The organism is Rhizobium sp. KNZ2-6A (assembly GCF_056755475.1).
In genome coordinates this window covers 146,991-160,695 of the sequence record NZ_JBNDIC010000003.1, presented here as the reverse complement: position 1 = coordinate 160,695, position 13,705 = coordinate 146,991, and the positions used below count along the sequence as shown (strand labels likewise).

Sequence of the window (13,705 nt, the reverse complement as noted above, 5' to 3'; positions counted from 1 at the left end):
GGGCTACTCCGCGGCTTGCGGGATCACATGCGGACGACCACGACCCGTGACCGCGACAGGCAGGGGCCTATCCTCAAGGATTTCCGTGAAGCGAGCGGCCGCACCATCATAGACGAGCACCTCCCCCGTCTCGATATCGAAGAACCAACCATGCAGGGCAATGTCGTTGGTCGCCAGCTTAGCCGCGACAGAAGGATGCGTACGCAAGTGGTCGAGCTGGACAACGACGTTTTCCATCGCGATGGCCCGGACCCTTTGGCGCTCGGATAGGTCGACGGGATAGGCTTCGCAAACAATCGAATGGGCGGCGTGACTATGTTTCAGCCATGCAGCGACATTCGGCATGGGTTTCAGAAGATCAGGATGGCAAAGCCCTTTCATAGCGCCGCAATCGGAATGCCCGCAGACAATGATATCGCGAACGCCGAGGGCTACGACCGCATATTCGATCGCCGACGATACACCGCCATTTGCCGTGGAAAATGGAGGAACGATATTTCCGGCATTGCGGCAGACGAACAGTTCACCGGGACCGGACTGCGTAATCGTTTCAGGCATCACCCGGCTGTCGGCGCAGGAAATCATCAGCGCCTGCGGCTGCTGCCCCTCCTCCGCCAGCTTGCGATAAAGTGCCTCATGGTCCGGAAAGATGGCACCACGAAAACTGGAGATACCCTTTAGCAAATCACCCATTGTCGAGTCCTTGGGATGGGCCGGACGGCAGGCAGGGGGCGTACCCATGCCCGGCGGGTTGGAATGCGCGATCATTTCGCAAGTGCGAGATAGGTAGAGGTGCCGAGAAGAAAATAGCGAAATTGGATTTAGATAAATCTAATTTATAAAAATCTTGTGAGTGAATTGTGAAATAGATTTAGTTGCATTCTTGGCACACGCTCGCACCTCTCCTGAACGGCGCTTACCGGGGCGGCGAGGCCAGCGAAATACGACTAGTGATCTGTGGCGGACGTGTATTCATATCACACCGCGCACCAGCAGCGCTCGGAACAGTCGCAACACAGACGTTTACCTATTGGGTGACGCTGTCGCGCGCTTTCCACGACACGAATGCGTCCAGCAGCATGGGGTCGAACTGCCCGTTTGAGCTCAGCATCATCTCAATCGCCTCGCGGGGAGACCATGCGCTTTTATAGGGTCTTATCGTCGTGAGTGCATCGTATACATCGCAGATTGCCGCGATGCGTGCAGCGTCAGGAATTTCCGTTCCGACAAGTTTGCGCGGATAGCCGGAGCCATCGAATCTCTCGTGATGGCAGAGGCAAACGTCGAGCACAGCTTTCGGTACATTCTCCGTTTGCTCCAGCAATTCATGGCCCCGCTCCGGATGCGTTCGGATAATAGCGAGCTCAGCCGCATCGAGCGGACCGGATTTCTGCAGCAGCTTCCTCGGCAAAACCATTTTCCCGATATCATGTAACAATCCGCCGAAACCAAGAAGGCTCACAGCCTCTTCGTTCAGTCCCAGGCTTCGGCCAAATGCAATCATCGATGCGCTCACGGCCAAGGAATGGAGGAGAATTCCTTCCCGCCTGTGCTCGGATCTTTCGGCGCCGATCAACGCAATGACATCGGCCGAAGACCGCGACATAAGCTTTCCGATCACTCTGCCGGCGGCATCATATGGGATGTCGCGACGATACCGCGCCCGATTGAAAAGATGTCGTACGTCAGGTGTTGCTTCTTTGATCAGCCGCTTGGCCAGTCTGACCTGCTCTGCTCGGTGGGGTGATTGGAACTTGGCATCGATTCCAAGAGCAGTTGACCCTATCGGCCTTGGAGAATCAGCGTCACTATCCGCATCCCGGCTTGCGTCGAGCCATAAAGCCTCCCTCTGCGCCGTCAGCTTGATATCCATGCGAGATGGCCTCGGGAAATCGTCAATCCCGCTGGGAACCTCGTCGGCAGAGCGTCCTCGCTCCGCTGCGAAGTTTTGTGTATCCAGCCGATGTAATGCGACCTTCTCCATCACCGGAATTTTGCCTGCTAACCGTGAAAACACAGAGTGTTTGCGGAATATTATTTTGCGAACGACAAGTGATCTGCCAACGCACCTTATCAGTTTTTAGCTATCATTGCTCGCTAAATTTACGAAAATCTTCAATATTATTGAATAACCAATTTCAACTTAATTTCAATCCATGGTTATACATTTTAATACTTTGATTTTTCACAATCTTAATTCACGATATCCGGTATAACCCTACCGAACATACGCATATCTCTGGTGATTCTGCGGCGATGGGGCCACTTATGTGTATCCCGGCAATGCGAGTCGGTCTTCGGCAAGCCGCAACGCCCATTTGAAAATGGATGGAAATTAGATCGATATGTGGGATGCAGCCGCAAGGAAGGGGCGCAAGGCCGGCCGAGGTCCGCCTGCTTCGTCTTGTCAGAGACAATCGTGCCGGCGATAAACTGTCATCGTTATCCCAAACGCAAATCCACATGGGGGTGGAGCTTCTTCAGATTCGGCAGGGATTTCATCTGCCAGGGAATTTGCGACGAGCCGCATATGGTGAGGTGAATATCCGGATGCTTGCGGGCTTCGATCGTCAATTTGGCAAGCAAATTGATGCCGGATGAATTCAAAAACTGTAGACCCGTCAAATCAAAAGTCGCTTTGCCTCCACCCCCATGAAGAACCGCTCTTGCGAGGTCATAGACAGGCGCATAGGCATCCGGGCCTGCAAGCCGCATCACTCCGTCAAAATACAAGACGTTCCCTTCGGACCAGACGCGGAATGCTTCTTCTTTGATTTCCATAAAAAGGGGCCTCTCGCGGGTTCACGATGATGAAATTGCCATCGCAGCATAGGTTTGCAATTTAGTCCACTGTTGCGGATTGTCCTTATCGAAACGCCAGGCCAATTGGACCTGGTAGTCGCTCATCAAAGTCAACAGTCCGAGCCCGGACGCATTTCCACCGGCAAAAACACTTGCTTCAAGCTGCTCGATGAGGAGATCGCCTGGGTCGCCGGCCGTCACCTTCAGGAGCAACTGCTGGAAGCGGACCGTGGCATCGTGGTCGATGAGATTTGCAATCCGCATCCTGAAATGATGGGCATCCAGGAGAGCGTCGATAACGATTTCGCCCGCGGCGCGAAACTTGAGGGAGTTTTCGATGAGTTCGTTCGTCAGGTAACCGATGTCGTGCCGAGCTGCCTTGTACTGCCGTTCAGAAGCCCGAAAGCCAAGTGCCATCGTCTCTGCGATAAAGTCGGATGTCATGGCCGAATGGCGCCATGCCAGATGAAGCGGCCCGTCGAATAGGCGAATGCGAAGGGCCTTGGCGGCATCGAACGAAATCAGGTGCTTCTTGCCGTATATTGCAGTTGTCATCTCTCACCTGTGTCGCATCACCACAAGGGTAATATCGTCATGGATCTTGTGGGTGCCAATGTAAGTCATCAAATCGGCGCGTATGCCCTCCACGACTTCTTCCGCGGTCCCGCCATGCAGGCGGCGGGCATCTTCCAAGAGCCTCTCGAATCCGAACAGCTCGCCACTCGAATTTTCGGCTTCGGTGACACCGTCCGTATGCAGGACAACCATGTCGCCCTTCTCGAACCTAATTTCCTTGGTATCGACAAAAGGAGCGATATCGAGCTCTAAACCAACCGGCAGACCGAGATCGCCGGTCTCTATCCGTTCCACATTGCCGTTCTGACGAACAATGATCATATCTTCGTGCTGCCCGGATATCGTCAGCCGTTCGCCGTCGTAGTCCAGAAACGATAAGGTAATATGCTTGTCAGTCTTCGTTCGTTCGATGTTTTTGAAGATTGCGCGATTAAGATCAGTCAGGAATTTAGAAGGATCCATTTCACCCGCTTCCTGCAGCGCGCGGGCGATCGATTGCACCATCAGCATCAGCACGCCGCTTTCGAGCCCGTGTCCGGTCACGTCGCCGATGCCGATCTTCAGATTATTTCCGTTTTGGAGAACGTCATAGTAATCGCCTCCGACTTCGTCAGCCGGACGCATGTAGGCGGCGATTTCCAGATGCTCAATGGCGGTAAGCTCCTTGGCGCGGGGGAGGACCATAAGCTGAATTTGCCGGGCAACGTCGAGTTCGGCACCCAGCCGCAGGTTTTCGTTCTTCAGCTGGCTGTTCAGAGTCGAGATTTCTTCCTTGGCGGCCTCGATTTCCTTGGTCCGGTCAGAAACCAGTTTCTCGAGGTTCTCGGTATGGAAGCTGATATCCTCGGCCATTCGGTTGAATGCGACGCCCGCTTCCGCTACCTCGTCCTTGCTCGTGATATCGACCCGGACGGAATAATCTTTCGCCTGTATGCGTTTGGCAGCGCTTGCCAGTGCACTGATACCGCTGGTGACGCGTTTGGAGGCAGCAAAGACCGCCGCCGTAACGATCAATAGCGAGACCAGCACCGCCATGATCTGGTAGAGCAGGATGCGATTGGTTGCACGCGATATCTCCTCTTTGGCGGCAATGAGCGAAGCGTAGATCTCACGCTCGGGCACGGCTATTCCGAGCGACATGACCTCGCGCCGCACTGGCCCGTCCACCCAGAGATTGGTCGTGTGCAGCTGCTTGATGACGACAAGGTAAGGAACGTCCTCTCCGTGTTCGCTGAGTGAAATGTGCCGGATGGCACCATCCGCATCGAGAGGTAGCGTTGTGATGGCTTTTTGCGAGCTGTTGCGCAGCGATCGGTCAAGACCGGTGACACCCTTGGCGGCAGCGTCGTTGGAGGAACGCAAACCAATGATCTTTTCGCCGACGGGATTGATCGCGACGACATTGCCATTCGACATGGTCAGAAAACCGAAGCCGCTTTGAGCGACCTTCACGTTCTCGACGATTTCCGCAAGCTGAGTAAGGGTAATATCGGCGCCGGCGGCGCCGGCCAGCCCATGCCGGTCCGGCGTCCACAACGGGTGGAAAAAGCTGACGATCAGCTTTCCAGTGATCGCATCCGTATAGGGTGCCGTCTGGGTGATGTAATCGGGAACGGGGCGCGACGAGGGGTTTGCGGCCCATTGCTGCCAGGATTCGTAAAGACCTGGAAAGAAGAAGGTCCAGAAATCAGCGCTGTTGTGCCCGGGGTAGAGTTTGTCGAAAGTCTGTGCCTGCGTCGTATAGGGCGCTGTCCGGAATATGGGGCGCTCTCTCGGACCGATATAGTACATCTGCAATTTCGATGCGCCATTGTGCAGCAACGACGGCGCGACGAGATTGAGCACCGCACTCCACTCGATGTCGGCCTGCACCTGAGGCAGGGGGCGGTGATCCTTGTCCAGCAAGTAGCCCCAGACACTGATGACGGAGGGCGTTCCGGGAAGATTTTGCGCCCACTGGCCCACAGGATCGTATGACACAGTTACAGCACCGGGAGAGGCCTCGGCTATGGCGGCGCCGACAGTTCCGCTCCTGGCGGGATTGTCGATCTGGTCCTGAAGTACACCCGCCAGCGCCTTCACGTCGGAATGAACCTGGTCTATCAGCAGGCCGACCTCGGCCGCGGTCGAATCCGCATAGGAACGGATGTAATCCTGGCTTGCCTTCTCCAGCCCCTGCCCCACCTCCGTCGTCGCATTGCGCGAAAGGCGCTGCACGTTCCACAGCGAAAGACCGCCGCTGACCATGAGGTCGAACAGGACCGCTCCCCCCACGACCAGTAGAAATTTGGCACGAAATGAGCGCAGCCCGAGCCGTTGCTTGGCAATTGGCGTTTCCATCATAGCGGCTTCTGCCCCGAAGAAGCCCAGATGGGCCATCCGGCATAGCCCCTGGGGTGGAGTGCCGCGAAAATATGATCCGCGAAACCTTGCTTGAACCGCTCGATGAATGCTGGAGGATCGCCCCTTCTAACGGCCATTTCATCGGCATAGACATTCTGCCACGCTGTAACGACGTCGGCGAAATCCTGAGCATTGCCATCCAGATTGGTAACCATGAAGCTTTCCATTTTCACATCCGTGAAACCAGCGTCCAGCAGCATGCGGCGCCCCTTCGGCCCCATCTCGACATCCATGTCGAAATGAGCGAACAATTTCGCGACCTCGTTGTAGGTCCATTGGATGCTGTCGGCTCTGGGCTCTCCAAGGCAATGAGAGTTCTTTTCGTTCGTAATGTAGACCCGGCCACCCGGCTTGCATATGCGATAGAGTTCCCGAAGCAGGATATCCGGACGATCGAAGATCTGCAGTGAATGCCTGCAGGTCACGAAATCGAACTGATCGCTTTCGAACAGCATCTGGGATGCATCGCCGTAGGTATATTCGATGTCGGTAACATCGAAATCCTCGGCAACCTTGCGGGCATATTCCAGGCTGGGCAACGAGTGATCGAGAGCAACGATCCGTGCCGGTTTGAAGTCCTTTCGCACCAGCATCGCAAAATCGCCAATGCCGCAGCAGATGTCGGCGACATGCAGACCCTCGTAAAGCCCATGCCGCGGCAATATCTCGCGCTCATGCCGCCACGTCATCTTTGTCTGCGTTCTCAGAATCGGTATGAAGCTCTGGTTTTCGACGAAGGTCTGCCCCGGATAAAAGGCAGAGTCATAGATCTCGACGGTGATGTTGGGCGAAAGATCGCCCAAATGACGAAACAGTCGCTCCGCCCACGCGACGACGCTCGAGGCGACGATCGTCAGCTTGAGATCCGGCCGCGATCGGGTCGCGTCGAGAAGCACATGCGTCAGGGCGCGAAACGCCGTATTGTTCATATGCGTGACGCGCTTGAGATTGATGTAGCAGACGCCATTGACCGTTTCGATACCGGACCGCAGAAGGGCCAGATCATCGGCAAGTTCGGCAACCGAGTATGGTCTGAGCACCCCCGAAAGAGAGAACTCCTGATCGTTGGCGTCGAATTGTGCCTGAAAGCGCCCCGACAGATGGTTGCTCAATTGAGTAGCCTTTCAAGCGCGATATCCACCACGAAGGTCACCATGCCGGCATTCTGCTCGCTCAGCTTGATATCGGCATCGTAATTGACCGCCAGGCCGAGAAGGATCGCGTGCTCCACGCGCACGGCGTCATTGGTTACCATGTCAAGATAGCTTGCGAGCGCCTGGCCGCTTCCCATACATTCAGCGACCGTTTCGTAAGAGCTGCGTTGCTCGTCCGAGCAGGGGAAGATCAGTTCAACTCTCTCGGTCGAGCCGCTGCGATAAAAGCGGCAGGTAAGAGCGCCCTTATAGCCTTTGGTATGAAAAGACATCTCGAACAATTCGTTTAAGGCTGCCGAAAGCAAATTGGCATGACGGATGGAATCGTGACGATCATGACTGACCATGCGGGCCACATAAGCGGCGCATTGATCGCAATGCAGCCAGTCCGCTACAAAGTCCGCCATTTGCAGCTGCAGCTCAAGCAATGGCTCAAAAGTCGCGTCTGCCTGCATTTCCATGGTGTCCACCTTAAGAAACTCCTGGATGAAATACGTTTCAAGCACTCACGGCCCGGCATGGAACTCGTCAAAAGTCGCCGTCGGCTGAATACGCGCCCCGCGTCTTATGAATTCATCTAGCTTATCAGCGCGAAGTGGCGGACTGACGCAATAACCCTGCAACCGGTCACAGCCTTCCTGCAGCAGCCAGCTTGCCTGTTGCGGCGTCTCGACACCCTCCGCGGTCACGCACATATCCAAACCGTGGGCAAGGCCGATGATCGAGCGAACGATCGTTTGGCTCTTGGTGTCCTGCAAAAGGTCCTTGATAAAGTAACGATCGATCTTGATCGTATCGAAGGGAAAATTCTTGAGATAGCTCAGCGAGGAATACTCCGTGCCGAAGTCGTCGAGGGAAATCTGTATGCCGAGCACGTTGAGGGTATTTAGAGTATCCAGATTGTTGGTGGTCCGCTCCAGCAGCACACCTTCGGTGATCTCCAATTCAAGGCGCTCGGCGGGAAATCCGACTATGTCGAGTATTTGCGAAATGCGATCGGTAAGACCGGGCGTCAGGAATTCGGCGGGAGAAAGGTTGACCGCGAGAGTGTAGTGCGCAGGCCATCCGAGGGCTTCGCGGCACGCTTCTTCCAGCATCCACTGGCCGATTTCATTCATGAGGCCGTCAGCTTCGGCCATGGGAATGAAGGCTGCCGGCGGAATGATACCGAAGATCGGATGACGCCAGCGCAGCAGCGCTTCAAAGCCCGCCACGCTGGAAGACCGCTCCAACAGCGGCTGATACTCGACGAAAAACTCGTCGTGCTGAAGTGCCACACGCAGGCTGCGTCGCAGCAATTCCCTTTGTTCGACGACGATCAGCATGCCGGGATCGAATGTCCGGGCCCTGCGTCTTCCCTCTTTTTTCGCGGCATAAAGAGCAACATCGGCAGCCTTCATCAACTGTTCGCTCTCGTTGCCGTCGCGGGGCGCAATGGCAATCCCCACGCTGACACCAACGAAAAGGGAGATATCGTTGACGATGAACGGCTTCTTGAACTCGGCGATCAGCGCGTCGGCCAATCTTTCGGCCTCGAACGCCCGTTGGGATCCGGTTTGGATGATGGCAAATTCGTCGCCCGCCAGGCGGTAGACCGTTCCGCCTCGGCCCAGCGTTTCCTTGATCCTTTCGGCGGTGAGCTTGAGCACGATATCGCCGGCCCCGTGACCAAGCGTATCGTTTACAGGCTTGAAGTCATCGAGGTCGAGCTGCATGAGCACAGGCCCGATCTCGCCGCTGGCCGGAAGAAGCTGCGCGAGCGCGGTGCTGAATTGGCGGCGATTGGGCAATCCGGTCAAGGCATCATGCATCGCCTGATGAATGAGTTGAGCTTTTTCAGTATCTTCGGATGGCGAACTCTCATAGGCGCGCGACCCTTTGGTCTCGACAATCAAGAGTCCTGTCCGAATATGGGAAATCAGAAAATTGCATGTCCCACGCTTCGAGGCTTTAACCTGGATCGTCTGCGGTTCACCCGTATCGATTACGTGCTGAATGAGCGAAGCAAGAGCCGGCTTGGCGAGCGCCGGATACGCCTCCCATAAAGTCACGTCGTTTTGGAATGGGAGCCCGACATACTCTTTAAACTTCGTAGACGAGTCGACCAGTTTGAGATCGAGATCCCAAAGCGAGATCATCGCCTCCAAACCGCTGTTAGATTCGGACAAGCGTGGAATCCGGCCCGCTCCATTCTCCCGCATATGGCCTCGTCCTCCTAAACGGCCAAGCCAGATCTAGCCGTTATTCAGTTTGAACTGGCCCGTTCGTCGGGAGCTTGCGTATCAACAATCGCAGACTCATCAAACATGCGGGCGTGGATCACAACTTAGCAGAATGTGATAATCGCTTTAAGTGAATATATTACAAGGTGGTTATTTAGCGGCAATTACTTTGGCATAAGCTGAATAAAAGAATGGGCAGCGGTATCGATCTACACAGCAGACCTTAGCATTCACTCCCAATTACCAATGAAAGCTCTTCAAGGGCATCGAACCTTTTGGGCTTTGCTCATCGCGCCTTGCAATCAATCACAATTGAAAACTGCGTCGATAAGGGCGTCGCGGGGGTCCGAGCCCTGCCCGGCAACTCGATGCCGGGCAGGACAGTTCCGGTTAAGTCGCAGCCCCGATGGCGGAACCACGAGCGCTCATACGAAGCAGATAGTAGACTGTCCCGCCGATGCCGACGCCGAAGAACCAGCCGTAGGTTCCCCACCATTCCGGCAGGATCGATGTGAAGGTCGGCAGGATCGATGAGAACAGCGCGCCGACCACGAAGGCGATGAAGGCATTTCTATGCCAGCCGCTCTGGAAGCGAAACTCGCCGTTTTCCTGGTAGAGCGCCGCGACATTCAGCTCGCCCTTCCGGATCAGATAGTAATCCACCATCATGATCCCGAAGATCGGCCCCATGCTCGAACCGATGAAATTGACGAAATGCGCGGCACCCGTCTCCCATGGCGCGAACGGATAGAGCACCAGCGCGATCAGGGCCGCGATATAGCCGCCCCGCTTGAAGCTGATCTGCCTTGGGAAAACATTCGAGAAATCGAATGCCGGCGAAACGAAGTTTGCGACCACGTTGATGCCAAGCGTTGCGACCGCAAAGGTCAATGCGGCAAGCAGCGCCAGGAACCAGCTATCGAACTTCGCCGAGATCGCTTCGGGATGCAGAAGCACTTCGCCGTAGACGGTAAAGGCAGCCGTGGTCGTCACCCCAGCGACGAGGCAGAAGGCGAGAAGGTTGATCGGCAGGCCCCAGAGATTGCCCTTCCGCAAGGTCTTGGTGTCCTTGGCGTAGCGTGAGAAATCGCAGAAGTTCAGGTAAAGCGCTGCAAAGTAGGTGATCCAGGTGGCGGCCACAGCCGCAAGCGCCGAGAAGGATCCAGGCTCACCGGGCACACCCGCGTCCTTCGTCTTTTCCAGCAGCACCTCGCGGGGAATTTCATTGCCGAAGGAAAACGTGCCTGCCTTGACCACCAGATAGACCGCAAGCACCAGCATCATGATCCAGACGGCCGGGCCGGCCAGATCCTGAAATTTGCGCACCGTCTCCATGCCGCGCTGGATGATCAAAAGCTGCAGCGCCCATACGACGACGTAGCAGATGACCTCGAGCGTCGAATGGCCGAGCATGTGGCTGCTTTGATGGAATGCGAGAATGTTCTCGTTGCGGATCAGAAGTGCGACGATCGCACCCGAGGCGGCCGCGGTTTGAGCGCCATACCAGAAGCAGGCGACGACAGCCCGCACCAGTGCCGGGACGTTGGCGCCGAAGGTTCCAAAGGAGGCGCGGGCAAGGACCGGAAAGGGTACGCCCGTCTTGACGCCGGCGTTGCCGACGAGGCTCATAAGGAAGAAGATGACCAGCGAGCCGATACCGATCGCAATCACGAAGTTGATGAAACTGCCGCACAACAGAAAAAGACTAGCGGCAAGATAATATCCCCAAAGGCTGTGAACGTCCGACGTCCATACATTGAAGATACTGAACGCGCCCCACTTCCTCTCCTCGGCGGGCGCCAAGTCTTCGTTGTACAACGCAGGCGATGGATTTTGTATGGTCATTTCCCCTCTCCCCAATCTTTCAGAGTCCGCCGGACTCTTCGCGAAGCGTGCTCCCAAAATGCCTGTATGGCAATCGCGATGCGATGCAGTGGATGGCTTTTCCAGCTCATAATCGTTGTACTTTGTTATTCGATGCGCATGCGCCAACATGAACGCAAGTCGTAATTTACATCACATCCAAGCAAGAGGAAAATACAGTATAGATTGACAATAACGACGCTGCGAAATCTTGAAATAATATACGTCAGCCAAATCAACCGATTATACGCGTAGAACGATTGAATTATCGTAAATATAAACACGAATGCAATTTTTAGATGTTATTGCATCTGCTAACGGTTAATCGAAGTACTTTAATCAATTCATGCAGCTTTCGTTATTAATTGTTTTATCAGATTTGTCTGCCATCTTTCATGGCGCAGCGCCAAGATGCGACGGGCAGGATGCTCGTGCCCTGCAATGTTCCCGATCTTCAGAGCAATGGGCAAAGCGCATCGATCTTCGTTGCGCAGACAGCCACTCGCTCGCAAATCCAACGAGCCTCCTCATGTCATTTCTCCAGAACGCCAAAATCAGGACGAAAGTACTCTCCATCATGATGCCGATCTGTCTGATCGGGATTGCAGGCGTCCTCTTCGTATCGAACCAATACAAGGACAGTATTGCCACTTATTCGAACTTTATTACGAAGGATGCGAGAGCGGCCGTGGAGGTGGCGAGGGCCAGTCAGCGGGTGACGGCGCTGGGCTACAACGCCTATCAGATCTCTGTCTATAGGGCGAATGGCCCGGAGATTCTCACGTTCTCAAAAGAATATGATGAGAACAAAAGGATCTTTCTCCAGCGCCTTGCAAACGCCAAGCAACTGATGCCTGCGGAGTCGGATGCCCTGGACAAACTGGTGGCGAGGGCCAATGACATCATCGCGCTGACGGATCAGGCGGTGAAGGCGGGACTGGCGGACGACGACACCACTTCAACCAAACTGCTGAAGCAGGCGGATCCTCTGATCAATGACGAGGTTCTTGCGGTCCGCCAATGGCTCGATACCTTCAACAAGAATATCGATGCCAAGAGCAAGGCGCTCGGCCAACGCGCTGCGGAGAGCATCACCGATGCGTTGATCGCACTTGGCGTTCTCTTCGCCGCTGCGATCGCAATCGCCGTTCTTGTGTCGGCACGCGGTATTGCCGCTCCGATCGGACGGCTGCGGGCGCGCATGGTCTCGCTGGCGGATGGGCATACCGAAGAGCCTGTTTCCGGGATCGAGCGCAAGGACGAAGTCGGCCAGATGGCTGCGGCGGCCTCCGTCTTCCGCGACAGCGCCATCGAGCGCATACGGTTGGAACAGGAAGCCGCTGCCGGCCGCAGCCTCTCCGAAAAGGAAAGGCTGGAGCGCGAGGCGCAAAAGGCCAAGGACGCCGCTGACGCGCAATTTGCCGTCGACAGCCTGGCAAATGGCCTCGGAGAGCTCTCGAACGGCAATCTGAGCTATCGCCTGGAGCAGCCTTTCGTCGCTCATCTTGATCGCCTGAGGGCAGATTTCAACGCATCGATGGCAAAGGTCGAGGAGACGCTTGTCGCCGTCGGCCAGGGTGGTCAGGCCATAGCGTCCGGCGCCAACCAGATCCGATCGGCCGCAGAGGATCTCTCCAAGCGAACCGAGCAGCAGGCAGCCTCCGTCGAGGAGACGGCCGCAGCCCTTGAGGAGATCACCACCACCGTCAAGGATTCCACCCGGCGCGCGGAGGAAGCAAGCTCGCTGGTCGGACGCGCCCGGATCGGCGCGGAGAAATCCGGCGAAGTCATGCAGCAGGCGATCGCTGCGATGGAGGCAATCTCGAAATCGTCGGGCGAAATCAACAACATCATCGGCGTCATCGACGACATTGCCTTCCAGACCAACCTGCTTGCGCTCAACGCCGGCGTCGAGGCGGCGCGTGCGGGTGACGCGGGCAAGGGCTTTGCCGTCGTCGCCCAGGAAGTGCGCGAGCTGGCCCAGCGATCCGCCACGGCGGCAAAGGAGATCAAAGCGCTCATTTCCACATCGGGACAACAGGTCGACAGCGGCGTCACTCTCGTCACCAGAACCGGGCAATCGCTGCAGCAGATCGTCAAGGAAGTGGAAGAAATCGATCGCAACGTGCGCGCGATCGTCGAGGCCGCCCGCGAACAGGCAACCGGCCTGCAGGAGATCAACACGGCCGTCACCAGCATCGACCAGGGAACGCAGCAGAATGCAGCGATGGTCGAGGAATCGACGGCCGCCAGCCACAGCCTTGCCAAGGAGGTGACGACACTGAACGATATCCTCGGGCAGTTCAACCTGCAAAATGGCCGCAGCCGCGCGCGACCGGCTGTCGCAACCGAACGGTCCAGCCCCGCCGCATCACCGGCGCGCTCGCTCCGGGCCAAGATTGCCGGCGCATTCACCGGCTCCGGCGGGGCCGCAGCGGCATCGGCATCCTGGGAAGAGTTTTGATCCTGCGGGCCGCGGCCGTCTTTGAAGGGATTGCCAGGCTTTAAAATCGGAGATCGCGGGAAGGTACGGCCCCTTCCCGCGACCATGTCTGGCCGATATGTTCACGTTTCCCAGGTGTTGAAGCGTCCATGCCTCCCGAACGGCAATGTCGGCTATTCTCTTTCTTGTGCGGGCCAAACCAGCAGCTTGAATTTCAAGGATGGCGATACGACTGAGCGCCG

Annotated in this window: 10 protein-coding genes; 1 reads left to right on the top strand and 9 read right to left on the bottom strand. The window is 56.2% G+C overall.

All coding sequences use genetic code 11. The annotated features are described in order from the left end of the window. Positions 1 to 3: 3 nt before the first annotated feature. The 9 genes from ACPYOP_RS03450 to ACPYOP_RS03410 all read right to left on the bottom strand — a co-directional run bounded on the left by ACPYOP_RS03450 (position 4) and on the right by ACPYOP_RS03410 (position 11,002). Positions 4 to 693, bottom strand: coding sequence for a carbonic anhydrase (locus ACPYOP_RS03450; protein WP_481408991.1), 690 nt, complete (start codon positions 691 to 693; stop codon positions 4 to 6). A 334-nt stretch (positions 694 to 1,027) separates the two neighbouring features. After that, positions 1,028 to 1,873, bottom strand: coding sequence for an HD-GYP domain-containing protein (locus ACPYOP_RS03445; RefSeq protein ID WP_481408990.1), 846 nt, complete (start codon positions 1,871 to 1,873; stop codon positions 1,028 to 1,030). 569 nt (positions 1,874 to 2,442) lie between these two features. After that, the gene (locus ACPYOP_RS03440) at positions 2,443 to 2,781 is read right to left on the bottom strand and encodes a slr1659 superfamily regulator (protein ID WP_481408989.1); all 339 of its coding nucleotides are present in this window, start codon (positions 2,779 to 2,781) and stop codon (positions 2,443 to 2,445) included. Between the two features lie 21 nt (positions 2,782 to 2,802). Next, entirely contained in the window at positions 2,803 to 3,357 is a 555-nt protein-coding gene (locus ACPYOP_RS03435) for a slr1658 superfamily regulator (RefSeq protein ID WP_481408988.1), read from the bottom strand. Between the two features lie 3 nt (positions 3,358 to 3,360). Then, positions 3,361 to 5,721 (bottom strand): SpoIIE family protein phosphatase, encoded by a 2,361-nt coding sequence (locus ACPYOP_RS03430; protein ID WP_481409089.1) that lies wholly within the window; start codon positions 5,719 to 5,721, stop codon positions 3,361 to 3,363. Continuing rightward, positions 5,718 to 6,893, bottom strand: coding sequence for a methyltransferase domain-containing protein (locus ACPYOP_RS03425; protein WP_481408987.1), 1,176 nt, complete (start codon positions 6,891 to 6,893; stop codon positions 5,718 to 5,720). Before ACPYOP_RS03425 ends, ACPYOP_RS03430 begins: the two co-directional genes overlap by 4 nt. Continuing rightward, positions 6,890 to 7,396: a ubiquinone biosynthesis methyltransferase UbiE gene (locus ACPYOP_RS03420; protein ID WP_481409088.1), complete on the bottom strand. Its 507-nt coding sequence runs from the start codon at positions 7,394 to 7,396 to the stop codon at positions 6,890 to 6,892. The genes ACPYOP_RS03425 and ACPYOP_RS03420 overlap by 4 nt, the downstream gene beginning before the upstream one ends. Before the next feature lie 45 nt (positions 7,397 to 7,441). Continuing rightward, on the bottom strand, positions 7,442 to 9,136 hold the full coding sequence (locus ACPYOP_RS03415; RefSeq protein ID WP_481408986.1) for a putative bifunctional diguanylate cyclase/phosphodiesterase: 1,695 nt from the start codon (positions 9,134 to 9,136) through the stop codon (positions 7,442 to 7,444). Positions 9,137 to 9,547: 411 nt separating this feature from the next. Continuing rightward, the gene (locus tag ACPYOP_RS03410) at positions 9,548 to 11,002 is read right to left on the bottom strand and encodes an NCS1 family nucleobase:cation symporter-1 (RefSeq protein WP_481408985.1); all 1,455 of its coding nucleotides are present in this window, start codon (positions 11,000 to 11,002) and stop codon (positions 9,548 to 9,550) included. A gap of 547 nt (positions 11,003 to 11,549) precedes the next feature. On the opposite strand from ACPYOP_RS03410, the gene ACPYOP_RS03405 reads away from it, so the two are divergent. Further along, the gene (locus ACPYOP_RS03405; RefSeq protein WP_481408984.1) at positions 11,550 to 13,484 is read left to right on the top strand and encodes a methyl-accepting chemotaxis protein; all 1,935 of its coding nucleotides are present in this window, start codon (positions 11,550 to 11,552) and stop codon (positions 13,482 to 13,484) included. The last annotated feature ends 221 nt before the right edge of the window (positions 13,485 to 13,705 follow it).